The following is a 22,041-nucleotide window of genomic DNA, read 5'->3' on the forward strand; positions in this document are numbered from 1 at the left end:
TGCAGAGCACTTTTTTGTGTAATACATTTAATACTTATATGAAAACACTCCTCGTCATTATTAGTCAGAGTCCGCTTCAAGGACAATTACTACTAGAATCGCTTTCTGCAGTTATGGTGCTGGCGACTTACGGTATCCAAGTAAAAATTTTACTGACAGATGATGGGGTTGATTTATTAAGAGTACCATTCAAAAACGAAGAAAATACATCACACCCTTTTAAGTCAGCTCATGCTTTAGTAGAAAGTTTTGAATTCTATGATTTACTTCCCGTCTGGGTAGATCAAATCAGCGCAGAACAATATCGATTAACTCTCAATGAGACCATTATAGAGCATGAATTCATTGAATTAAACTCAGCAATATTGGGGTCATTTGATGGGGTGTTGAGGTGGTAAATATAATGCAAAATAATATAGATGCACTGAAAGTTGAATCTCTCAATAATACCTTACATCTACTCACAGCCGCCCCCCGTTACTGGCCAGTACTTCTGCCTCAGCTTCAATCAGTATGGCAATTGGGTGATTTATTGCTTTTAATAGCGGAAGCTGCGCAGGGTTATCATTCGGTAAAATTGGCGCCATTTGATCTAACTGCAATTCTGCAGTCAGACATGCAGCTATTGGGTATCGCTCCAAACGATGCCAATCCCATACAGATTGTTACTATAGATCAGTGGGCAGAATTGACCCTTGTATTTCAACGTACCCTGACATGGCGCTGTTAAATAGAATGACAGATAAAAACATCTCTAAAGATCAATTGACCCAAGAGTTGACATTACTCATTGCAATGCCCGAAGTGGACTCAGATGGTCATTTAATCAACTACCTAAGATGGACACCCGAAGTTGCACAGTTGTTGGCAGCACAAGATGGACTTGTCTTGACGGAGGTACATTTACAAGTACTTTTCGCAATGCGAACTTTTTATCAACGATTTGAACATGCGCCTGCAACTCGCCCATTGATCAAATTTTTGTTGCAATCAATCGGCCCTGAAATGACAAATGTTCATCTCATGGCGCTCTTCAACACAGGCCTTGTTGCTCGCACTCTGGCTCGTTTGTCAGGATTACCAAAACCAGCAAATTGCTTATAATATCCATCTAATTGTTGTTACATGTTATATTTAATAAATAACATGTAACAACAATTATTAAATAGTATTATATAGTTACTATTAATTCGGTATATTCAGTTCAGTCATCGGCCAACGCGGCGTCGTCGTCACGGCGAGTTCATCATGCTGCCCGGCTTTAAGTCGTTGCCACCCTGCAAAAGCAATCATTGCACCGTTATCTGTACACAGTGCAGGTTCAGCGTAATAAACTTTTGCAGCGATTCGCTCGATCTCCATCTGTAATCGTGTTCGGAGTGCCTGATTTGCACTGACACCACCGGCAATAACCAAGCGTTTAAGACCGGTTTGCTTTAGTGCTCGGACACATTTTTTGACCAAGGTATCTACCATTGCTTCTTGAAAACTTGCGGCTAAATCAGCTTCGCGCCCTTGCCCTTCAATTTTTTTATATTGGTTCAAAACCGCAGTTTTCATACCGCTAAACGAGAAATCTAAGCCTTGGTGCAACATAGGGCGCGGCAAATTAAACGCTTGTGGATCACCAGATTCAGCCAATTTGGCTACATTGGGTCCACCGGGGTATGGCAGGTTCATCATTTTTGCAACTTTGTCGAATGCCTCACCTGCCGCATCATCAATGGACTCACCCAATAATTCATATTGACCAATACCATAGGCAGCCATAAGCTGACTATGTCCCCCTGAAACAAGCAATGCAACAAAAGGAAACTCTGGGGGCGCCTCAGATAACAAGGGGGCTAACAAGTGGCCCTCCATATGGTGTACGCCGATAGCGGGAATGTCTAATGCAAAAGCCAGCGTACGCCCAAATAATGCGCCAGTCATCAGTGCACCCATGAGGCCAGGGCCTCGTGTAAATGCGACCGCATCAAGATCAGATTTCCGAGTTTGAGTTTGTGTTAGGAGCGTTTCTAATAAAGGAATCATTTTGCGGACATGATCACGTGATGCCAGTTCGGGTACGACACCGCCATACTCAGCATGTAATGCGATTTGACTATGCAAAACTTGTCCAAGCAAACCTTTTTCGCTATCAAACAAAGCTAAACCGGTCTCATCACATGATGTTTCCAAACCCAAAACCAGCATAAAATCAACCTTTACAAAATCAGAAGACCACTTAAGGTGCACATTATAGAGTTTTCACTGAGATTTAATGCAGAAAATTTGCAAAAAACCTGTATATATCTACGTTTCATGGTTGTCACTCGCAAAACTTCACGGTAGAATAGCTGCCTTCGTCTAACTAAGACGGATGTTTATTGATCGCAGTGAAAATTGTGTTAAAATGAACGTCTGTAGACCAACCGATATTGAACCACTGAACCTAAACTGAACAATAAGTTCGAGGAAGTTACATGCCACAAGTTAAGCTTAAAGAAGGCGAACCAGTTGACGTCGCAATCCGCCGTTTCAAACGTTCATGCGAAAAAGCAGGCGTTTTGGCTGATGTACGTAAACGTGAGTTCTATGAAAAGCCGACTCAAGAGCGTAAACGTAAAAAAGCAGCGGCTGTAAAACGCCACGCTAAAAAGCTGTCACGTGAATCAGTTCGTACAACTCGCTTGTACTAAGATGATTTGCACACATTGATAAACTCATTAATGTGTCAGTAAATGCGTTATCAGATTTAAAGCCGAGCTCATTGTCTCGGCTTTTATCTTTTTGGATAGGTGCTTTACGCTTCTTTTAAATTTTTATAGTCATTCAATATAAGGATATTGATTTCATGTCCGAGCTAAAACTCCGTTTAACCGAATCAGTTAAGTCTGCAATGCGCGAGCGTTTGTCTGACCGCTTATCCGTACTTCGCGGTGTACAAGCTGCAATCAAACAAATTGAAGTTGATACGCGCGAAGAGTTGGATGATGCTCGTGTTTTAGCATTGCTTGAAAAACAACTCAAACAACGTAAAGAGTCCATTAGTGCATACACTAATGCAGGGCGTGATGATCTTGCTCAAAAAGAGCAATTTGAACTGGAAGTTATCAGCGAGTTTTTGCCGGCAGCGATGACCAGTGAAGAGCTTGAAGTACTCATTAAAAATGAAATCGTGACCCAAGGCGCAACCAGTATCCGTGATATGGGGAAAGTGATGAATGCGCTGCGCCCACAGATTGCTGGTCGTGCTGATGCTGGTGATGTTTCCGCGCGTATAAAAGCAAAGTTATCGGTCTAATTAAAATATTGGGTATATTTGGTTGTTTAAAACTTAATAAAAAAGTCAAATATACCTATAATATTGATCACAGGCTCGAGAGCTCTAAAGCCCTCTATCCTTTAAATTAATAACACTCGCAACTATAAGTCTTTCAGCTTCTCTTTCATTTTCTGCTCCATATATTTGGTACGTAGCGTAATAAGTTCAAACTCAACTGATTTTTTATCTGCAAGTGCTTCAGCACGATCAAGTGAACGCAACGCAGATTCAATACTTCCTTGCCAAAATAGCATTTCAGCGCGATATCTCAGGACACTGATCGCATTTTTATTTGTGGCGGGAAGTTTTTCTGCCGCCTCCTTCATCAATTGCCAGAGCTGAATATCTTGGGGGCGTTTAAGTGTCCATGGACGCAGTAAATCGATCGCAGTTTGCCCTTGGCCTAGAAGCACATAGGCGCGTGCTAAAGTCATGATGATCGGACGGCTTTCTGGCATAACTCGCGATAAGGGTTCAAGCAGTTTGATTGCTGTAGCAGATTTATTATCAGCAATCTCAATTTCAGCAGCAGTGATGGTCACATAAGCCGAATCTGGATAGCGTGTGAGCAAAGGGGTGACCAGTTTTCTGGCATCAATAATTCTTCCTGCTTTTTGGTATAAATACGCTAAAGCAAGTGCTGCAGCATCATCAGTTTTTGCTTGTGGAATCAATGCTGAAATATTAGTTGTATTTGTTACAGCAGCAACACGTAATTGCATTACATGAAAGGCATCAAGCTGTGGAGAGCTTAATAAGCTACTGCTCTGATTCATCATAGAAGAAGCTGGCCGGACTTGATCCAAGCTATATTGGTTTGCTCTGAGTCTTGCTTCGCTAATACGCTCACTCGTTAGCGGGTGGGTCAATATAAATGATGGGACAAAGCCGACCATTCTGGTTTTCTTCTGCATAATTTCAAAAAAATCAGGCATTGCTCTAGGGTCATAACCCGCACTTTGCATGAGCTGCATCCCAACTCGATCCGCTTCCCGCTCGTTATCCCTACTGTATGCGAGCTGTTGACTCATCAATGAAGCTTGTGTTCCCATAAAGAGTGCTGATGAAGTGTCGCCATCTTTTTTTGCCAAGGCAATGGCAGCAATGGCACCACCTAATGCCCACCACTTTTGATTTTTCATGGCATCGGTCTGGCGACTATAGTGACGCTGGCTCACATGGGCGATTTCATGTGAGAGCACTCCCGCGACCTCGTCAGCATTATCCGCACTGAGAAGTAATCCCGTGTTCATGGCAACTAAACCTCCCGGTACAGCAAAGGCATTAATTTCCTCATCCTGGATGAGTAATAATGCAGTAGGCGTTCCCAACAAGGTTTGAGCATAAATCCGCCGATACATCCGTTCAAGATCATCCTGAACTAAAGGATCATCAACCACAGGCACTTCTTTATTGATCTCTCGCAATACCGCTTCGCCAATTGTCTTATCCCGCGCTTGATCAATCAATCCAGGCTGCGAACCTAAAGTGGGTAAAACGTAGCTTTCGCTTGAGGAGTGGACCTGCGTATCCCAAACATCTGACTCTATCTTGGCATGAGTGAGCATTGGACATATTGCGGAGATACCCAGTGTCCATAAAATAAGATTACATCTCATTAGCATGCTAAAATAACCCGTCATAATCAATGTTCATCTGAATTATCAAGGGATGATGTTCAGAGCGATAGTATGATTTTGCAACGAAAATCATCTCTTTATGAAACGTTTCTAGCTTAGCTGATAAAGATGAATCTATACTGACACACTTGAACGTTTTAGATATGGAAGTGAGCCCTCAGCCCCATGATATTTGAAATTGATACCAGTGGTTTACACTGCCCCATGCCATTACTCAAGCTTAAAATGACTTTACGCCAGCAGGCTGATGATGTGCATATTCGCCTTATTTCGACAGATCCAATGAGTCAACAAGATATCAAGCGCTATTGCGATATTGCAGGCTTAGTTTGCATTCAGCACTTCAACGACGATAAACAAAATAAGTTTATTTTTGATATTCACAAAAAATAATACAACAGACGATTATTTTTTATACAATTTATTTAACTTGCATTCCTGTGTAAACAATTTAAATCCTAAACTAAACCTAGATAAACAAAGCTTTGAATAACGTATACAAAGCGCCAACTCAGAAGCACTATAATAGCCCCTCTTCCATGCACTCTCTCTGATTTTTCTCAGAAATCTGTAAATCGCAGATTGACGTCATTCTATTGATTAAGCCCTCAAAAATAAAATCTGATTTTATTTCTGATAATTTTTTTATCTTATATTTAAGGAGCTCTTATGCAATTGAGTATCGATGAGCTTACGAGGTCAACACAGACTTGGCTTCCTGTCATTATGCAATACAGCGGTAAGTTACTTTTAGCACTCATCACACTGATTATCGGTTGGTGGCTAATCAACAAACTGACTCAAAAAATTGGTTGGATTTTACGCACTAAAAACGTCGATCCGGCACTGCACAGCTTTATTTGTACCATAGCGAACATTCTCCTTAAAGTACCCTTAGTGATCAGTGTTGCATCGATGATCGGTATAGAAACCAGTTCATTTATTGCTGCGCTTGGCGCTATTGGACTAGCGATTGGACTGGCATTGCAAGGGAGTTTGGCCAACTTTGCAGGGGGCGTATTAATTCTATTATTCCGTCCTTTTCGCATTGGAGATTGGATCGAAGCGCAAAGTGGAGTGAGTGGCAATGTCGATAGCATCCAGATTTTTCATACAACATTGAAAACTGCGGACCATAAAGTTGTGATCGTACCCAATGGCAGTTTATCAAATGGAAATATTACCAATTACTCACGTGAGCCCATGCGTCGTATCGATATTAACCTAGGGATCGACTACGATAGTGACATTAAACGTGCGCGTGAGGTATTACTGAATATCGCCCGTGATCAACGTGTTTTTGCAACGCCAGAAGCAGCAGTTCATGTGACGGGGCTGGGTGATAATGCGATCAATATTACGTTACGAATTTGGGTAGCCAATACAGATTATTGGCCTGTCACGTTTGACTTCTTGGAGCAAGCTAAAGAACAATTAACTGATGCAGGTATTGGTATCCCCTTTCCTCAGCGAGTCGTTCATTTGGTTCAAAGCTAAATTTAATTAAGCCGTTAGGGGGTATTACAGCTGTTACATTGCAGTTTGTATTATCTCCAAATTATCATGATTTATCCAATATGCCTCCAATCCTTCAATTTGAAACAAAGCGGCTGTTACTGCGTCAATGGCAACTTTCGGATTACCCGTTATTTTCAAAACTAAATGCTGATTCAGCGGTGATGGCATATTTTCCTTCTACATTGAGTGTCAGAGAAAGTGATGCAATGGCAGCGCGCTGTCAATCTTTGATTGCAGAGCGAGGTTGGGGGTTCTGGGCAGTAGAGGTCAAGGCAACCCAGCAATTCATTGGTTTTGTGGGGTTGCATATTCCAACTGCTACACTGCCCTTTTCTCCCTGTGTCGAAATAGGCTGGCGCTTAGCGGCTGAGTTTTGGGGACAAGGATATGCGACAGAAGCGGCTTGTAGTGTTTTGCAGATCGGGTTTGAAGTCCTTCATTTACCCGAGATCGTTTCATTTACGGCTTTATTGAATCAGAGATCACAAAGGGTTATGGAGCGAATTGGGATGCATGATGTACAGGAAAATTTCGAGCATCCGTCAGTTGCAATAGGCAGCCCGCTTCGACCACACTGCCTATATAGGCTTTCATATCAATAATGGAAACACCAGAAAAATAATTTATTCGATCGCTCGGACGACTAATACTGTGCCTTCAATTGCGATGACTTTTACCTTGGTTCCTTCAGCTAATGACAGCCCATCTTCTGTTCGTGCTAGCCAAAAACTATCTCCTACACGGATTTGAGCCGTCGGCTCGAGCGCACGCGAAAGGATCAATACGTGATCAATGAGATGATGCTGAATTTCCGAAATCACCGGTTTTTCTAAAGCTGTCTGTTGCTGGCGCCAGCGTGCCCAAATGATCAGAAATATCGTTGATAGAATGGCAAAAACGATACCCTGACCAAATGGCGGTAGTATCCATGTCACAGCAACAGTGATTAGTGCAGCCAGACTTAAACATAGGCAGAATAGAATTCCTGTCATTAGTTCAGCAATAAGCATAATGCTGGCAATGATCAGCCAAAATACCCCAGCACTCATGTGCGATCCTGTGGTGGTGAGAATCGTGATGGTTTAGGGGGAGCGACTGAAGTCGCCTGCCCTGTACGTTCAGACAAGAGTTCAGCAACACCCCCGACCGCACCCACTAACGCGGATGCATCAAGTGGCATAAAAATAACCTTACTGTTTGTGCTTTTTGCCATGTCCTTGAGAGATTCAACATATTTTTGTGCAATGAAATAGTTCAACGCTTGAACGTTACCATTGGTCAGTGCTTCACTGACTTGTCGTGTTGCAGTGGCTTCTGCTTCAGCGAGTCGCTCACGAGCCTCAGCTTGTAAGAACGCTGCTTGTCTTTCACCTTCCGCTTTGAGAATTTGAGCTTGTTTTTCACCTTCTGCCGTCAAAATTTCAGCTTGGCGACGACCTTCTGCCTCAAGTACATAGGCGCGCTTGGTTCGTTCAGCTTTCATCTGAGAGGCCATGGCATTGACCAAATCAGCGGGTGGATTAATATCTTTAATCTCAATCCGCGTCATTTTTACTCCCCAAGGCGATGTCGCATGGTCGATCGAAGACAATAACTGACCATTGATCTGATCGCGCTGCGATAACATGGCATCCAATTCCATTGAACCAATGACGGTACGAATATTGGTCATGACAAGATTGTTAAGTGCTATGGGGAGGTTACTAACTTCGTAAGATGCCTTATAGGCATCCATAATCTGATAAAAACAGACGGCATCAATCGTAACACCAGCGTTATCGCGAGAGATGACTTGTTGCGGAGGAACATTTAATAACTGTTCCATCACATTGACCCGCTTTCCAACTTTTTCAATAAAAGGAGTAATAAAAGCCAAGCCAGGCTCAAGTGTGCGGCTATATTTGCCAAAACGCTCGATGGTATATAGAAACCCCTGTGGAACTATCTTAATAGCCTGTAGCCCGATAAATACCACCAAAACTAAAAGAACAATCAAAAAACTTCCAAGCATGTCATCACTTCCCTAGATAATCTGACGCTATGATTAAGTTCTGACGTCAGTATTAGAATTACATTTCAAATATAACTGATTCAGATCAGCATATTCTGTCTATGATGTAACTTAATATGCATGATGATGAGCCACAATCATCTCCCCCCACATTTTGCATCAATCTATCGTATGCGAGCGGCAGATCGAGCATCGAGCATCGCGGCTTTCATATCACGAATTGCAGCCTCAAGACCAATGAAAATACTATCTGCAATTAATGCATGACCAATATTTAATTCATGGATTGTTGGAATTGCTGCAATTGCTGCAACATTATTCATATTTAAACCATGGCCTGCATTAACTATTAAGTCCAAGTCCACAGCATAAGCAGTTACATCTGTAATGCGCTCAAGTTCTAATAATTGATGGTCACCAACCGCTTCAGCATAAGAGCCAGTATGGAGCTCAACTACAGGAGCACCGCAAGCAATCGCTGCGTCAATTTGCTGTACGCAAGGATCAATAAACAATGACACCTCACAACCTGCTTTGGTGAGAACCTCCACAGCATGTTGAATTTTTTTATGCTGGCGGACCACATCAAGCCCACCTTCTGTCGTAAGCTCATTACGTTTCTCTGGGACTAGACAAACATGTTGAGGCCGAATTTCACATGCAAAATCAATCATAAAATCTGTGACAGCAATTTCCAGATTCATTCGTGTTTGTAAGAGTGGTCGCATACGGCGGACATCGTCATCTTGTATATGACGGCGGTCTTCTCGCAAATGTAAGGTGATACCATCGGCTCCGACACGCTCGCATAGGAGTGCAGCTGCCACTGGATCGGGGTATGCAGTACCACGAGCTTGACGCAAAGTGGCGACATGATCAATGTTTACCCCAAGTAAAAGTGACATTTTAAGCTCCTATAAATTGTTTTATATCATGGTATTAATGAGTATATAACGATGATGCTTTAATTCTGTTGATATACGTCAAAATGATGGTCTGATTCTCTATTCTTTGTTAATCGCTTTAATATACGCTTGATTGGTAGGGTTCACTGTATTAACTTTTCATATGAAATCGGTAACGAAGAGCAAACGAACCATCGCGATGTGAGCACAATATTTAAGCTTATCTCTAGTCTGCATAACCCGCAAAATATTAGTTTGAAATATTTGTCTTATTGGATATCCAAAGCGCCCGACTTTTCAAGGGCTTATCACCTAATTGTGCGGCTAAAGCATTCCGTAAAACTCGCGTTAGCATGGGGAGTGACTCTACTGAAAGTGTGAGTGGGACTTCATCACTTAGATCACCCATCGCTAATAGTGATGCACCTGTTTCGCCAGAAGTATGAAGTGCAAAACCCTCATCCCTTTGATAACGGTATAGCAAATGAGATTGAATGGGTACACCTAAACGATCATTTTTAAAGTCTATGGCATAACCCAACTGCGACAAAAGAACGAGTTCAAAACGCCGTAAGGTTGCAATTAAAGATTGCTGGTCAGCAAGAGCCTGTAAAGCATGCGTGTAAGCTGTCACTACAGTAGGCAAAGGCTCTTGATGAGGCAGTAACCTCACCAATAATTCATTTAAGTAGAATCCAGCAAATAGTGCATCTCCGGAGAGTATCTTCGCAGTCCCTACTGTTTCCGCTTTTGCAAAAGTTTTGAGCGCGGATTTTCCCGTTGCGAACAGGAGTGTCGGCTGATAAAGCGAAGGGATACTCTGCCGAGTAATCCCATCTACCCGTCCGGCTTCAAATGATAAAAAGTTCACGAGCTTACTATTTTCACGATAAGCTCGCTGATGTAGAACATAACCGTGAAGCGGTTCATTACGCATCACAAATTCCGTTTAGCCGATTGACGAAACTAATTTCAACTCGTAGCGTCACTTTTACTCGTATCTTTTTTATCATCGTCTTTCTTGTCTTTGCTATCGGGGGTTAAAAGATCAACGGTTCCCCCGACTACGGCTGCCGTTCCTTTAACTGCAACTTTAGTGACGTCATAAGCGATGCCAAGAGGAACAGTCACGATATCAGTAATACAACCTGATAATAAAAGACTTGAGGCAATAACGACTAGTAAAACTTTCTTCATTACACTTCCCTTTCCTTGAAAATAAAACGCGTGTTAGATATCACCATAACCAAGGCTTTTGAGTGCACGCTCATCATCAGACCAGCCCCCTTTTACTTTAACCCACAGCGTCAGCATGATCTTTTGTTCAAGCAGTTTTTCCATATCCTGCCTTGCCTCCACACCAATCTGCTTTAAACGTGACCCTTTATCACCGATCACAATTGCTTTTTGACCCTGACGTTCAACAAGAATCGTGGCGTCAATGAAAGTACATGCAGCTTTTTTCTGCCCATTGGCTTTAACTGCTTCGGGTTCTTGTTTAAAACTTTCAATTTGTACTGTTAGATCATAAGGAATTTCTTCGCCTAATTGACGCATAATTTTCTCACGAATAATTTCAGAGACTAAAAAGCGTGCAGGACGATCCGTGATCTGATCTAAGCCATACAGGGGTGGCGAGAAAGGGAGATGTTGTCCAATAACTTCATGTAAGCGATCTAAATTAGATCCCCGTAAAGCGGATACCGGTACAATTTCACTAAACTTCATACGAGTTGATAGGCGCTCAATATGCGGTAAAAGTGTGTTTTTATTGTCCAAGGTGTCGGACTTATTAATCACCAACACGACTGGCATTTCGGCATGGATCAGTTTTTCAAGAACCAGTTCATCGTCTGGAACCCACTTCAAAGCATCTACAACGAATAATACGAGGTTCACATCACGTAGCGCAGATGTAGCCGCTTTGTTCATCATGCGATTGATTGCACGTACTTCTTTCTTATGCATGCCTGGTGTGTCGACATAAACCGCTTGTACATTATCACGGGTATCGATTCCAACAATTTTATGGCGGGTTGTTTGTGGTTTACGCGAAGTAATCGAAAGTTTTTGTCCCAGTAGATGATTCATCAAAGTCGACTTCCCGACATTAGGACGACCGACGATCGCGACAAATCCTGCCCGAAAATCGGCAGGAACAACAGGAGAGTCTTTAAAAAATTGACTAATAAGGTCATCCGCAACGACTTTGTTCTGTTGTTTTGGTTGACTTGCGGAAGCGATGGAATTTTCTTCAGCAATGTCAATTTTATGATAAGTCAACGTATCGAGTTCTTCATTGGCCAACTGAGATGCGTCATTGTCCAAAAAATGTTCAGGCAAGTCGTTTTTGTTTGGAGAATTGCTATTTGAATTAGTCATTGTATGATCGCTTAAATAAAGAAGAGGTGATCTCGATGGCTTAAAAAAGCCCATCGAATAAAGTAAAGTGATATCAAATAAATCTAGATATAAGATATACGTTGATTGTGGTTCATTGTTGGAGATGTCTTCGCAATTATATTACGAAGACTTTGTTTTAGGTGGAAGTGATTCTAAAAACTGCAATAGCTCACTTGCGGCACTTTGTTCCGCATAACGTCGACTTTGCCCATGTCCGACAGTTATGGGGGCACCTTCGACATGGCATTCTACGGTGAATGTTTGATTATGTGCTTCACCTTGAGTGGCAGTCAAAGTATACGCTGGTAACGGTAAATGCTTTGCTTGTAGTAGCTCTTGCAGCCTCGTCTTAGGATCTTTTAAAGTATCTTTAGGAACTAATGTTGTCAGATAGGGCTCATACCATCGCAGCACAACATCACGTACAATATTTAAATCGGATGAATCCAAATACATTGCACCGATCAAAGCCTCAACTGCATCAGCCAAAATAGACTCGCGGCGATGACCACCACTTTTCATCTCGCCGCTACCTAAAATAAGATGCTCTCCCAGCTTTAAGTCTCTGGCAATCGCGGCCAGTGAGTCTTGCCTCACTAATGTCGAACGCAGGCGTGTCAAACGCCCTTCATCCTCGCTTGGAAAGCGATCATAGAGATAGCAGGCAATAATGACGCCCAACAGTGCATCACCCATGAACTCGAGCCGCTCGTAATTGGACTTTGAACTCACCGAGCGATGAGTTAGTGCTTGTTGGCATAGTTCAAGCTTATTAAAACGATAGCCTAAAGCCTTTTGTAATCGAACAACTTTTAAGGACTCAGTCATGGAGAAAACGCACTGCTATCTATACTCATCTGTTGGTACAATTAATTTCCTGCCTGAATTGACTTTTGATCAAATATTTTCTTGAAATGAATGACCAAATCAATGTTTGCAATAAAGTTTTTACGAACTTCATATTGCTTAACCACCTCAATACCACCATCCGTAGTTACCGTTAAGTAGTCACTAACCTTAACATCACGAATACCATTCATATCAAATTGTTGACTAAATTCGCGCATAAGTGCTTCTGGATTGCTATCGGTAGGTGCTGCTTTTAGGCGCTCAGCTATAATTTTATTCATTGTAAAATCATCGAGGTAAACCCCACCCACCGCTAAAGTAAACTGAATGCTTATAAATGCAATAAATAAAAGTGCAACTATACTCCAGTACGACATTCCCTTTTGTCCACGCATGTTTATCCCCTGTCAGCGCTGTTTAAAACTACAATCCTTAGTTAATCACACCATTACGACTAAAGCTAGGTAAATGCCAGCCCGGTTCTTTATGCATCCACACATAAACCGCTCGACCTGCTAAATTTTCTTCAGGAACAAAGCCCCAAAAGCGACTGTCTGCACTGCGATCACGATTATCACCCATCATAAAATAATGTTTTGCAGGGACAGTTACCTCCCAGTGGTGACCATTGCTTGCGACAAATACGCCATTATTAAGCGAATTGACAAACGGAGCTTGTGATGCAGACCACACGCCAGAAAGTTCACGGGTAATATGACTATGTGTTCCCATTTGTTCGCGAGAAAATTGCTCATAGGCGGAATCACCCATATCTGGTAATGCAACTTTTGCAACCTTCTCTCCATTAATGGTCAAACTTCCTTCGTCATAAACAATTTTGTCACCCGGTAATCCTACCAAGCGTTTAATGTAATTTGTCGAAGGGTTGAGCGGATAGCGAAATACGACCACCTCTCCCCGTTTAGGCTCACCACTGTCTAAAACTTTGGCATTCGTGATAGGCAAACGGACACCATAATCAAATTTATTAACCAGAATAAAATCTCCAGTTAACAACGTTGGATTCATTGATTCTGATGGAATATTGAAGGGTTCAAACAAAAATGAACGGACGACCAAAACAAGGGCGAGGATCGGAAAAAAATCATAACCCCAACTTACCCACATGCTTTCTGTGGCAATTTCACTAGATTTAACGCGCTTGCGCTGTTTGAGTACTAATATATCCAGCAACCAGATTGCAAAAAAAATCAGTGTTGCAGGCACCAGTATCAGATTAAAGTCAAAATCCATTGCAGCACAACCTTCTAGTAAAAGACCATTTTCATCTATGAATAGAACCAAAGGATTATGTAGCAATCTTCCCTTTGGCTAAATTCACTTACTTTTTGTCGACTTGCAATACGGCAAGGAACGCTTCTTGTGGAATCTCCACGCTACCGACTTGCTTCATGCGTTTCTTACCTTCTTTTTGCTTATTCAACAGTTTCTTCTTACGTGACACGTCACCGCCATAACACTTGGCCAAAACGTTTTTACGCATGGCTTTTACGGTAGAGCGCGCAATAATCTGGCTACCGATAGCAGCTTGAATCGCGACATCAAACATTTGACGAGGAATCAAATCCTTCATTTTCTCAACCAAGGAATTTCCACGGAAACGTGCATCTTCCATGTGAGAAATCATGGCTAATGCATCCACTTTTTCACCATTAATCAGCACGTCAACTTTAACCAAACGTGCTGGCTGAAAGCGTACAAAATTGTAATCCAATGACGCAAAACCACGCGATACGGATTTCAAGCGATCAAAAAAATCGAGAACAACTTCGGCCAAAGGAACTTCAAAAGTCAGGGAAACTTGATTACCTAAAAACTTCAGATCTTTTTGCACTCCGCGACGTTCGATACATAATGTCATCACATTGCCCAAATAATCCTGGGGGACCAGAATATGACACTCGGCAATCGGCTCACGTAACTCTTCTGTGGTACTTCCATCAGGCATTTTTGATGGGTTATCCACAAGAATCACATCACCATTTTTCTGCACTGCTTCGTAAATAACAGTAGGTGCAGAAGTAATCAGATCAAGATTATATTCACGTTCTAAACGTTCTTGAACGATCTCCATATGTAGCATACCTAAGAATCCACAACGGAATCCAAAACCCAGTGCATCAGAAGATTCTGGTTCAAAAAAGAGTGCAGAATCATTGATTTTAAGTTTTTGCAAAGCATCCCTAAACGCTTCAAAATCACTGGAATCAATTGGAAACAATCCCGCATAAACTTGAGGCTTAACTTTCTTGAACCCAGGCAACATTTCAACATCGGGAGTGCCATGCAGGGTGATCGTGTCACCCACGGGAGCACCAAAAATATCCTTAATACCGGCGATGACAAAACCCACCTCACCTGCTTGAAGGTATGGTGTTTCTGAATGCTTGGGATTAAAGACACCCACAGAGGAAACGGGATGACTTTGTCCCGTAGACTTCACCAGCATTTTGTCGCCTTTTTTAATGCGACCATGACGTACGCGCACAAGCGAGACAACACCTAAATAGTTATCAAACCAAGAGTCAATAATCAATGCTTGTAATGGCGCCTCAGGATCTCCTGTAGGGGCAGGAATGCGCTCCACCAGAGCAACGAGTAGATCATCAATACCAATCCCCGTTTTCGCAGAAACACGTGGAGCATCATCGGCTGCAATGCCAATAATCTCTTCAATCTCTTTGATTACACGTTCAGGTTCAACTTGCGGCAAATCAATTTTATTCAGTACAGGAACAACTTCTAAACCTTGCTCAATTGCGGTATAGCAGTTGGCGACCGACTGTGCCTCGACTCCCTGTGCAGCATCAACAACCAGTAGCGCGCCCTCACAAGCAGCTAGGCTACGAGACACTTCATATGAGAAATCGACGTGACCTGGTGTATCAATAAAATTCAATTGATAACGTTCACCATTAGGGTGATTAAAATACAGTGTCACCGAATGCGCTTTAATCGTAATTCCACGCTCACGCTCTAAGTCCATGGAGTCAAGGACTTGCGCTTGCATTTCACGATCCTGCAAGCCACCACAACGCTGAATGAAGCGGTCAGCGAGTGTTGATTTGCCATGGTCAATGTGGGCGATGATTGAAAAATTTCGAATATGCGTAATGTCAGTCACGGTATGCTTATCAGTCACGGTAGGCTTATAGGGTTCAAAAGAAAATAGTGCCGCATTCTAGCGCATTTTCTAACAAGATGCTGCGCTTACGAAAGCGATGTCGCTTTAATTCACGAGGTCTTATCTGACTCGGCGTAGCTTTTCAATGTGCAGCTTTAAAAATGAATTAATTGAATGCATTTACTTGACGCCATAAGCTACTTTAAATTCTGGAGGCATACGATGTGGGCGGCCAGTATCAATCGCAATACAGACCCAGTGGGTATGTCCCTCAAAAGCCAGTTTTTGATCAGATAAGCGAGTAAATCGGTAATAGCGATGTAAGTTCAATGCATTGTTATTATCAAGCCAAGTTTCCATCTGAACCTGCTCATTAGGAAAGAGGGCTGCCAGATAAGTCATATGATGCTCTCTGGCCACCATCGCATATCCTAAACGTTGAAAATCTTCGACTGTTATCCCCAATACATTCGAGTGGCTCCAAGCCAGATCTTCCATGAGTTTCAAATAGACTGTGTTGTTCATATGCCCAAGTCCGTCGATGTCTGCGGGTTGGACTGTGTAAATTTTTTGAAATACAGCGGATTGAGTAGCGGTTGCTTGATGAGAGGATTGATTATTCATTCATAGCCTACTGAGTTATATCCGAGTTAATTCATGCTGTTTTAATTGATGCCCCATGCACGTTAGTCACTCACTGGGCAGCTATTCTGCTCAGTGTCGTGGGAGAGACATTGCTTGATACTAAGGCACTTTCTACATGGACCGAAATATTTTTATCAACCATGGCTGAATAACTGTCCATGCCCCAATCATTACGATTCACTGTTAGATTGGCTTTGGTATTAATCGTCACGATTTTGGATGCGGCATCAAACTTAGGTTTTTCTAATGTCATAGCAAACTCAATTGGCTTCGTGACCCCAATCATTGTCAAGTCGCCATGTACCAGCGCATGAGCAGGATCAATTAGGGTGACCTGCGTACTTTTAAAAGTGATCACTGGGTACTTTTCAACATTAAAGAATGAGTTACCTTTGAGGATGTCATCACGCATCCCCGATCCAGTAGAAATACTATTTGCTTGAACAGAAATTGTCGTTTCCATATGTGCCGGATCGAATGCATCGCCTTTAATCTGACCCTCAAGGTGATCAAATCCACCATCGACCTTCATGATCCCCGCCGTAGTAAAACGAATCAATGTTTTACTGGCATCAATCTGCCAGTCCGCTGAGAATGCTAAAGCAGGACTTAGCACAAAGGATGCAATAAAACCCATTTTTAGTATTAATTGCTTTGAAAATATTGTTTTTGGATTTTTCATTATTCCCCGCTCCAATTTTTTGATGTTAATGAGAGTCTACTTCTGAATGCACTAATTAAAACATGGAGCAGCCGTGACTACACAGTATTCATAAGCAAAAAATATGAAAATCTACCTCAAAAAATTTTAAATCGTTTTTTTCGATTAAAAACATAAAAATTAACGGTTAGACAAATAGTCTGCCCAATTGTATCTTTGTTTCATCGAGACGACAGTATGTTTTAGTGGATTAAGACTTAGATTGTCATCGATCAAACAATTTTCTTTAACTGGATCTTTTCGTCAAGACTTTAATCGAAACTTATTAGAGTCGTGATTGAATGATTACTGAAGTTCATAGCGAGGATGTCATGACAAACCCAGCAGCAACACAATCAATCACTATCAAGAATCTTGAATCGGCTTTTGCCGGTGAATCGATGGCGCATATCAAATACCGTTATTTTGCCAAGCTCGCCCGCGAAATGGGTGACGAGGAAACAGCCAAAATTTTTGAAGAGACCGCGTCTCAAGAGGTTATGCATGCTTTTGGTCATTTAGATCTACTTTATCCTAAAGCAGAAATGACATCCGCAAAAGCATTGCAAATAGCCATTGAAGGTGAAACATACGAATACACTGAAATGTATCCCCAATTTCGTCACTTGGCAATTGAGGAAGGAAATACCGCAGCCGTTGCCGAATACGATGAACAGATTGAAGAATCGAAGGTGCATGCTAGCCAGTTTAAAGCCGTGCTTGAAAAGGCAGCAAAGCGCTTTGCCGCGCTTGCAAAAGTTGAAGAGCGTCATGCCAATCATTATCAACATGCTCTCGATGAATTGCTTGCACGGGGATAATAACGCTTTTTTTGTTGAAATTTTCACCCAATAGACCTGCTTTAAAAGACATTTTGGGGTTTGACATGGGAAATTTAGACGCTCAATGAATACCTTGGGTTTTAGATATTTAACAATCGCTGTATAATCGCGGCAAATTTGACGTACTGGCAGGACTCAAGATGTCACGATGACATCACTCCCACCGTGCGCCCTTCGGAGAAAGTAATGAAAAAGTATCAATGTATTGTTTGTGGTTGGATCTATGATGAAGCAATCGGCTGGCCAGATGATGGTATCCCAGCAGGCACATTGTGGGATGACATTCCTGATAGCTGGGTTTGCCCTGACTGTGGTGTAGGTAAAGCTGATTTTGAAATGATCGAAGTATAATTGCTCATTTAGCCAGCCATGCTGATATTTTTTAAGTCAGTACAGCCAAACGCTTTGGATTTAAGATTAAAGGCACCCGTTGCGTATAATCTTGAAACAAAGCGTTTTTTATATCTAAATGATATATGGGCAATCTTTTTTGGTTCTATTTGCGGAAATAGCATTTGGCTTTGTATTGGAAATGATATTGATTGTTTTTAATACATCCGTTTCAAGCGCTTGGTTTTATACTGCAAAGATGGCCTTATATATTTTATAGAATCAATCGAATTTAAGTAGTTGCCTTCACATGGATAATATTATGAATCCCATCGTTGTCGTTGGTTCCGGAATGGCTGGTTATACCCTCGCTCGCGAGCTACGTAAAGCCAGTGCAGAAGCACCACTTTTGATCATCACTGCTGATGACGCTATCAACTATTCAAAACCCGTATTATCAAATGCATTAAGTGGTGGAAAGCTACCTGAACAAATTGGTATGGGCGATCACGCTAAAATGACTGAGCAACTCAAAGCATCAATCATGGCACATACCCAAGTTCTAGAAATTGATAAAGAAAATAAAACCTTAACACTAAGAACAGATGCAGGTATCGTCACCCAGCCCTATGCACAATTGGTTTTGGCAGTTGGTGCGAGCCCAATCCGTATTCCCATTGAAGGCGATGGCACTTCTGAAGTCTATGCGATCAATTCATTAATCGACTACAAAACCTTCCATGCCTCATTAGCACAAAAGAAAAGTAAACGAGTTCTGCTGCTAGGTGCCGGGTTGATTGGTTGTGAGTTCGCCAATGACTTATTAACCACAGAGCATGATGTAACTGTTGTTGATCTTGCGCCACGCCCTTTAGGCCGTTTATTGCCTCCGGAAGTTGCAATTGCGTTTCAAAAACAATTGGAAGCCAAAGGAATACGCTTTGAACTTGCAACAACGGTTAAGCATATTGCGCATACAGACACTGGGCTGAATGTGACACTTGCTAATGGCCAAACTTTTGAGGTTGATATTGTGCTCTCCGCGATTGGTTTGAAACCCAATACAGAGCTTGCACATGCAGCTGAGTTGGCGATTAATCGTGGTATTCAAGTCAATCAATCTTTACAAACCAGTCATGCTGATATTTATGCAATGGGCGATTGTGCCGAAGTTGAAGGGCACTTGTTACCCTATGTGATGCCATTGATGCAGCAAGCACGGGCTTTAGCGCAAACACTAACTGGGAATCCTAGCTTAGTGCACTACCCTGCTATGCCAGTCAGTGTTAAAACACCTGCTGCGCCCTTAGTTGTACTTCCCCCTGCTCCCCATCTGGGGGTGACATGGAGTTTTGAAGAACTTGAAGACGGTATGATTGCTAAAGCAACAATAGGTGATGTACTGCAAGGGTTTATTCTGCTTGGCCCAACAGCGACTAAGCAGCGTATGGCATTAACAAAGTTAGTTCCCGACTTATTGGGCCTGCCAGCTTAATTCAATGTGATTGCCCAAAAACGCCTGCACTAAGTAGGCGTTTTTTATTGTTTATGCATATTGGGCTTAATGCGTTCGCTTATCATATAATAATCTTCTGACAATATAAATTGTCAGAAGATTATGTTAGGCTAAGTCAACACCAAGTACCTTAATACTTTAAACAACGCGTACTATACGGAAAAAGATTATGTCCTCATTGCAAGCGCCTATTATTTTTACCCCATCACCTTATGCTGACTTCATGCAACAAACTACGGTCAGGGTTGGAGACTTGGATTTTCATGTTGAAATTGGTGGTAAAGAGGATGCCCCTGTTATTTTGCTGATTATGGGTCTAGGAGCGCAAATGCTGTTGTGGCGAGATTTTTTCTGTAAAGGGTTGATTGATGCGGGTTATCGCGTTGTGCGCTTTGATAATCGTGACATTGGTTTATCTAGCAAAATGCGTGAAAAATCTCCTCGTTTTAGTCAGCCTCAATTGATGGCCCGCTTCACCTTTGGCTTAAAAACTGATGGAGCACTGTATACACTGTATGACATGGCAAACGACACCAAAGGTCTGCTGGATGCTCTTGGTATTGAAAAAGCACATGTGATTGGTGGTTCAATGGGAGGGATGATTGCGCAAATCTTGGCAGCAAATTATCCTGAAAAAGTTGAAACACTCGGATTATTATTCAGCAGTAATAATCGCGCCTTCTTACCCCCACCTTATCCAAAACAGTTCAATGCTTTAACCGGTCGTCCTGATTCACAAGATGAGGCGGGGCTCGTTAAACATTCCTTGAAGTTATTTGCCGCCATTGGTACGCCGGATCAAAGTACTGAAGAAGAGAAAATAGAATTTGCTCGTACACTGTATCGACGCAGCTATTCACCAGCAGGAGTAATGCGTCAATATCTCGCAGTACTCACGACAGGTTCCCTTCGTGCTGAGGGCGAGAAAATTACCGCACCAACGATCGTTCTTCATGGCAGCGAGGACAGATTATTACCTGTTGCGCATGGCCGTGCGGCAGCTAAAGCCATTAAGGGTGCAAAATTTCATTTGATTAGCGGCATGGCACACGATATCCCTAAAGGCTATACTCCACTCTTGGTTAAGCTCTTTACTCAACACATTAAATCTCACTCAAAGCCATAATTTATGTCTGCTCTTCCTTCACTACGCCAATTGTCGTATCTAGTGACACTTGCGGAAACCTTACACTTCACTGAAGCTGCAAAGCGCTCCTTTGTCACGCAATCTACACTGTCAGGTGGAATTATTGAGTTAGAGCGTGTTTTAGGTGGTGCTTTAGTAGAGCGTAGTCGTCAAACGGTTCGCCTTACCCCTTTAGGTGAGCAAGTGGTTGAGCGTGCAAGATTAATGCTTGCTGATGCGGGGGACTTGCTTAAACTCAGTCGCGAGCTTGGCGAACCTTTGACGGGTGACTTGCATCTTGGTGTTATTCCAACGATTGCTCCTTTTGTCCTTGCCAAGCTATTACACGCTGTACGCACGCAATACCCCAAATTAAACTTACGCATACATGAAGCGCAAAGCCAAATTCTAGTCCAGGACTTAGAAAACGGTGATTTGGATATGGTGTTGCTTGCATTGCCCTATCCGACTGAAAATCTTCAAGTAACAACATTACAGACAGAGCCACTTCTACTGGTTTGCCATGAGGATGACCTTTTAGCAAAGAAAAACAATCAACGCGTTAGCCAGTTACCACTTGAAGAGCTTCTGCTCTTAGAAGAGGGGCACTGCTTACGAGAGCATGCACTGAGTGTGTGTAGCCTCGGCGATCGAGCTAATTTAGGTGATCTTGAAGCGACGAGCCTACCTACTCTAATCGAAATGGTTGCTGCGCAACTAGGCTTTACACTGATGCCTCAGATGGCGATTGATTCAGGTTTTTTACAGGGCTACCCTATGCTTGTCTGCCAGCCTTTAATCGAACCACCCACTCGAACTTTAGCGTTATTAGCCCGAAAAAGCACGACCCAACAAGTTGAACTTGACGCATTAGCCAAGTTAGTCCGCCAGCTCCATTAATTTTTTATCACCGTAAATATTTAATATACTTATATTAGTGGTTGAAAGTCCAATTATAGAGCCTCCTACTATCGCTAAGCGCTTGACGGACTATAACTTTGCGAGTAACTTCCATAAACACGCAGCAAAAAACAACAAGACTTGACATAAAGCTTAATAAAAACTGTAAATAAAACTCAATAAAAAGACCGCCATAACATAATT

27 protein-coding genes are annotated in these 22,041 nt (G+C 42.2%); 13 read left to right on the forward strand and 14 right to left on the reverse strand.

Annotated elements, in window-relative coordinates; translation table 11 throughout:
- The first annotated feature begins 38 nt into the window (after positions 1-38).
- The 3 genes from ACLHG7_RS11565 to ACLHG7_RS11575 all read left to right on the forward strand — a co-directional run bounded on the left by ACLHG7_RS11565 (position 39) and on the right by ACLHG7_RS11575 (position 1,104).
- Positions 39-398 carry a DsrE family protein gene (locus ACLHG7_RS11565; RefSeq protein WP_410211167.1) on the forward strand — a complete coding sequence of 120 codons (360 nt, stop codon included), beginning with the start codon at positions 39-41 and terminating at the stop codon, positions 396-398.
- A 5-nt stretch (positions 399-403) separates the two neighbouring features.
- The gene (locus tag ACLHG7_RS11570; RefSeq protein ID WP_410211168.1) at positions 404-730 is read left to right on the forward strand and encodes a hypothetical protein; all 327 of its coding nucleotides are present in this window, start codon (positions 404-406) and stop codon (positions 728-730) included.
- Between the two features lie 65 nt (positions 731-795).
- The gene (locus ACLHG7_RS11575) at positions 796-1,104 is read left to right on the forward strand and encodes a TusE/DsrC/DsvC family sulfur relay protein (RefSeq protein ID WP_410211253.1); all 309 of its coding nucleotides are present in this window, start codon (positions 796-798) and stop codon (positions 1,102-1,104) included.
- Positions 1,105-1,185: 81 nt separating this feature from the next.
- Here the strand turns inward: ACLHG7_RS11575 and tsaD are convergent, their stop codons facing one another.
- A complete protein-coding gene (gene tsaD / locus ACLHG7_RS11580) occupies positions 1,186-2,196 on the reverse strand; it encodes a tRNA (adenosine(37)-N6)-threonylcarbamoyltransferase complex transferase subunit TsaD (protein ID WP_410211169.1) in 1,011 nt (336 codons plus the stop codon).
- Positions 2,197-2,465: 269 nt separating this feature from the next.
- On the opposite strand from tsaD, the gene rpsU reads away from it, so the two are divergent.
- Together rpsU and ACLHG7_RS11590 are read left to right on the forward strand one after the other, a co-directional pair.
- Positions 2,466-2,681 carry a 30S ribosomal protein S21 gene (rpsU, locus tag ACLHG7_RS11585; protein WP_114898844.1) on the forward strand — a complete coding sequence of 72 codons (216 nt, stop codon included), beginning with the start codon at positions 2,466-2,468 and terminating at the stop codon, positions 2,679-2,681.
- A 155-nt stretch (positions 2,682-2,836) separates the two neighbouring features.
- A complete protein-coding gene (locus ACLHG7_RS11590; RefSeq protein ID WP_410211170.1) occupies positions 2,837-3,286 on the forward strand; it encodes a GatB/YqeY domain-containing protein in 450 nt (149 codons plus the stop codon).
- Between the two features lie 122 nt (positions 3,287-3,408).
- On the opposite strand, the gene ACLHG7_RS11595 is transcribed toward ACLHG7_RS11590, so the two are convergent.
- Positions 3,409-4,932, reverse strand: coding sequence for a M48 family metalloprotease (locus tag ACLHG7_RS11595; RefSeq protein ID WP_410211171.1), 1,524 nt, complete (start codon positions 4,930-4,932; stop codon positions 3,409-3,411).
- 180 nt (positions 4,933-5,112) lie between these two features.
- Here ACLHG7_RS11595 and ACLHG7_RS11600 point away from each other — a divergent pair, with 180 nt between their 5' ends.
- The 3 genes from ACLHG7_RS11600 to ACLHG7_RS11610 all read left to right on the forward strand — a co-directional run bounded on the left by ACLHG7_RS11600 (position 5,113) and on the right by ACLHG7_RS11610 (position 7,067).
- Positions 5,113-5,340, forward strand: coding sequence for a sulfurtransferase TusA family protein (locus ACLHG7_RS11600; RefSeq protein ID WP_410211172.1), 228 nt, complete (start codon positions 5,113-5,115; stop codon positions 5,338-5,340).
- A gap of 276 nt (positions 5,341-5,616) precedes the next feature.
- Positions 5,617-6,444 carry a mechanosensitive ion channel family protein gene (locus tag ACLHG7_RS11605; RefSeq protein WP_410211173.1) on the forward strand — a complete coding sequence of 276 codons (828 nt, stop codon included), beginning with the start codon at positions 5,617-5,619 and terminating at the stop codon, positions 6,442-6,444.
- Between the two features lie 80 nt (positions 6,445-6,524).
- Positions 6,525-7,067 (forward strand): GNAT family N-acetyltransferase, encoded by a 543-nt coding sequence (locus ACLHG7_RS11610; protein WP_410211174.1) that lies wholly within the window; start codon positions 6,525-6,527, stop codon positions 7,065-7,067.
- Between the two features lie 21 nt (positions 7,068-7,088).
- Here ACLHG7_RS11610 and ACLHG7_RS11615 read toward each other — a convergent pair whose 3' ends face one another.
- The 12 genes from ACLHG7_RS11615 to ACLHG7_RS11670 form a co-directional block, all read right to left on the reverse strand.
- Positions 7,089-7,514, reverse strand: a complete 426-nt coding sequence (locus ACLHG7_RS11615; protein WP_410211175.1) for an NfeD family protein — start codon at positions 7,512-7,514, stop codon at positions 7,089-7,091.
- The gene (locus tag ACLHG7_RS11620; protein WP_410211176.1) at positions 7,511-8,476 is read right to left on the reverse strand and encodes an SPFH domain-containing protein; all 966 of its coding nucleotides are present in this window, start codon (positions 8,474-8,476) and stop codon (positions 7,511-7,513) included. Before ACLHG7_RS11620 ends, ACLHG7_RS11615 begins: the two co-directional genes overlap by 4 nt.
- Positions 8,477-8,640: 164 nt before the next feature.
- Positions 8,641-9,381 (reverse strand): pyridoxine 5'-phosphate synthase, encoded by a 741-nt coding sequence (gene pdxJ, locus ACLHG7_RS11625; RefSeq protein WP_410211177.1) that lies wholly within the window; start codon positions 9,379-9,381, stop codon positions 8,641-8,643.
- 250 nt (positions 9,382-9,631) lie between these two features.
- A complete protein-coding gene (gene recO, locus ACLHG7_RS11630; protein WP_410211178.1) occupies positions 9,632-10,318 on the reverse strand; it encodes a DNA repair protein RecO in 687 nt (228 codons plus the stop codon).
- Between the two features lie 35 nt (positions 10,319-10,353).
- A complete protein-coding gene (locus ACLHG7_RS11635) occupies positions 10,354-10,578 on the reverse strand; it encodes an NF038104 family lipoprotein (RefSeq protein ID WP_410211179.1) in 225 nt (74 codons plus the stop codon).
- Between the two features lie 33 nt (positions 10,579-10,611).
- On the reverse strand, positions 10,612-11,763 hold the full coding sequence (era, locus tag ACLHG7_RS11640) for a GTPase Era (protein WP_410211180.1): 1,152 nt from the start codon (positions 11,761-11,763) through the stop codon (positions 10,612-10,614).
- 141 nt (positions 11,764-11,904) lie between these two features.
- A complete protein-coding gene (gene rnc / locus ACLHG7_RS11645) occupies positions 11,905-12,612 on the reverse strand; it encodes a ribonuclease III (RefSeq protein ID WP_410211181.1) in 708 nt (235 codons plus the stop codon).
- A 41-nt stretch (positions 12,613-12,653) separates the two neighbouring features.
- Positions 12,654-13,028, reverse strand: a complete 375-nt coding sequence (locus tag ACLHG7_RS11650; RefSeq protein WP_410211182.1) for a DUF4845 domain-containing protein — start codon at positions 13,026-13,028, stop codon at positions 12,654-12,656.
- 37 nt (positions 13,029-13,065) lie between these two features.
- A complete protein-coding gene (gene lepB, locus ACLHG7_RS11655) occupies positions 13,066-13,887 on the reverse strand; it encodes a signal peptidase I (RefSeq protein ID WP_410211183.1) in 822 nt (273 codons plus the stop codon).
- Between the two features lie 88 nt (positions 13,888-13,975).
- Entirely contained in the window at positions 13,976-15,796 is a 1,821-nt protein-coding gene (lepA, locus tag ACLHG7_RS11660; RefSeq protein ID WP_407640778.1) for a translation elongation factor 4, read from the reverse strand.
- A gap of 162 nt (positions 15,797-15,958) precedes the next feature.
- Positions 15,959-16,402 (reverse strand): acyl-CoA thioesterase, encoded by a 444-nt coding sequence (locus tag ACLHG7_RS11665; protein ID WP_410211184.1) that lies wholly within the window; start codon positions 16,400-16,402, stop codon positions 15,959-15,961.
- Positions 16,403-16,472: 70 nt separating this feature from the next.
- A complete protein-coding gene (locus tag ACLHG7_RS11670) occupies positions 16,473-17,105 on the reverse strand; it encodes a YceI family protein (protein WP_410211185.1) in 633 nt (210 codons plus the stop codon).
- A gap of 320 nt (positions 17,106-17,425) precedes the next feature.
- On the opposite strand from ACLHG7_RS11670, the gene ACLHG7_RS11675 reads away from it, so the two are divergent.
- The 5 genes from ACLHG7_RS11675 (at position 17,426) to ACLHG7_RS11695 (ending at position 21,837) form a co-directional block, all read left to right on the forward strand.
- Positions 17,426-17,944 carry a rubrerythrin family protein gene (locus ACLHG7_RS11675; RefSeq protein ID WP_410211186.1) on the forward strand — a complete coding sequence of 173 codons (519 nt, stop codon included), beginning with the start codon at positions 17,426-17,428 and terminating at the stop codon, positions 17,942-17,944.
- Positions 17,945-18,151: 207 nt separating this feature from the next.
- On the forward strand, positions 18,152-18,316 hold the full coding sequence (gene rubA / locus ACLHG7_RS11680; protein ID WP_114898862.1) for a rubredoxin RubA: 165 nt from the start codon (positions 18,152-18,154) through the stop codon (positions 18,314-18,316).
- A 301-nt stretch (positions 18,317-18,617) separates the two neighbouring features.
- Positions 18,618-19,790, forward strand: a complete 1,173-nt coding sequence (locus ACLHG7_RS11685; RefSeq protein ID WP_410211187.1) for an NAD(P)/FAD-dependent oxidoreductase — start codon at positions 18,618-18,620, stop codon at positions 19,788-19,790.
- Between the two features lie 199 nt (positions 19,791-19,989).
- On the forward strand, positions 19,990-20,937 hold the full coding sequence (locus ACLHG7_RS11690; protein ID WP_410211254.1) for an alpha/beta fold hydrolase: 948 nt from the start codon (positions 19,990-19,992) through the stop codon (positions 20,935-20,937).
- Between the two features lie 3 nt (positions 20,938-20,940).
- Positions 20,941-21,837: a LysR substrate-binding domain-containing protein gene (locus tag ACLHG7_RS11695; RefSeq protein WP_410211188.1), complete on the forward strand. Its 897-nt coding sequence runs from the start codon at positions 20,941-20,943 to the stop codon at positions 21,835-21,837.
- Positions 21,838-22,041: the final 204 nt, after the last annotated feature.

The sequence above is a fragment of the Aquirhabdus sp. genome, from assembly GCF_046462495.1.
GTDB lineage: Bacteria > Pseudomonadota > Gammaproteobacteria > Pseudomonadales > Moraxellaceae > Aquirhabdus.

Coding starts and splice junctions, on each gene's coding strand:
- ACLHG7_RS11565 (WP_410211167.1), top strand. CDS start 39: ATGAAAACACTCCTCGTCATTATTAGTCAGAGTCCGCTTCAAGGACAA.
- ACLHG7_RS11570 (WP_410211168.1), top strand. CDS start 404: ATGCAAAATAATATAGATGCACTGAAAGTTGAATCTCTCAATAATACC.
- ACLHG7_RS11575 (WP_410211253.1), top strand. CDS start 796: ATGCCCGAAGTGGACTCAGATGGTCATTTAATCAACTACCTAAGATGG.
- tsaD (WP_410211169.1), bottom strand. CDS start 2,196: ATGCTGGTTTTGGGTTTGGAAACATCATGTGATGAGACCGGTTTAGCT.
- rpsU (WP_114898844.1), top strand. CDS start 2,466: ATGCCACAAGTTAAGCTTAAAGAAGGCGAACCAGTTGACGTCGCAATC.
- ACLHG7_RS11590 (WP_410211170.1), top strand. CDS start 2,837: ATGTCCGAGCTAAAACTCCGTTTAACCGAATCAGTTAAGTCTGCAATG.
- ACLHG7_RS11595 (WP_410211171.1), bottom strand. CDS start 4,932: ATGCTAATGAGATGTAATCTTATTTTATGGACACTGGGTATCTCCGCA.
- ACLHG7_RS11600 (WP_410211172.1), top strand. CDS start 5,113: ATGATATTTGAAATTGATACCAGTGGTTTACACTGCCCCATGCCATTA.
- ACLHG7_RS11605 (WP_410211173.1), top strand. CDS start 5,617: ATGCAATTGAGTATCGATGAGCTTACGAGGTCAACACAGACTTGGCTT.
- ACLHG7_RS11610 (WP_410211174.1), top strand. CDS start 6,525: ATGCCTCCAATCCTTCAATTTGAAACAAAGCGGCTGTTACTGCGTCAA.
- ACLHG7_RS11615 (WP_410211175.1), bottom strand. CDS start 7,514: ATGAGTGCTGGGGTATTTTGGCTGATCATTGCCAGCATTATGCTTATT.
- ACLHG7_RS11620 (WP_410211176.1), bottom strand. CDS start 8,476: ATGCTTGGAAGTTTTTTGATTGTTCTTTTAGTTTTGGTGGTATTTATC.
- pdxJ (WP_410211177.1), bottom strand. CDS start 9,381: ATGTCACTTTTACTTGGGGTAAACATTGATCATGTCGCCACTTTGCGT.
- recO (WP_410211178.1), bottom strand. CDS start 10,318: ATGCGTAATGAACCGCTTCACGGTTATGTTCTACATCAGCGAGCTTAT.
- ACLHG7_RS11635 (WP_410211179.1), bottom strand. CDS start 10,578: ATGAAGAAAGTTTTACTAGTCGTTATTGCCTCAAGTCTTTTATTATCA.
- era (WP_410211180.1), bottom strand. CDS start 11,763: ATGACTAATTCAAATAGCAATTCTCCAAACAAAAACGACTTGCCTGAA.
- rnc (WP_410211181.1), bottom strand. CDS start 12,612: ATGACTGAGTCCTTAAAAGTTGTTCGATTACAAAAGGCTTTAGGCTAT.
- ACLHG7_RS11650 (WP_410211182.1), bottom strand. CDS start 13,028: ATGCGTGGACAAAAGGGAATGTCGTACTGGAGTATAGTTGCACTTTTA.
- lepB (WP_410211183.1), bottom strand. CDS start 13,887: ATGGATTTTGACTTTAATCTGATACTGGTGCCTGCAACACTGATTTTT.
- ACLHG7_RS11665 (WP_410211184.1), bottom strand. CDS start 16,402: ATGAATAATCAATCCTCTCATCAAGCAACCGCTACTCAATCCGCTGTA.
- ACLHG7_RS11670 (WP_410211185.1), bottom strand. CDS start 17,105: ATGAAAAATCCAAAAACAATATTTTCAAAGCAATTAATACTAAAAATG.
- ACLHG7_RS11675 (WP_410211186.1), top strand. CDS start 17,426: ATGATTACTGAAGTTCATAGCGAGGATGTCATGACAAACCCAGCAGCA.
- rubA (WP_114898862.1), top strand. CDS start 18,152: ATGAAAAAGTATCAATGTATTGTTTGTGGTTGGATCTATGATGAAGCA.
- ACLHG7_RS11685 (WP_410211187.1), top strand. CDS start 18,618: ATGAATCCCATCGTTGTCGTTGGTTCCGGAATGGCTGGTTATACCCTC.
- ACLHG7_RS11695 (WP_410211188.1), top strand. CDS start 20,941: ATGTCTGCTCTTCCTTCACTACGCCAATTGTCGTATCTAGTGACACTT.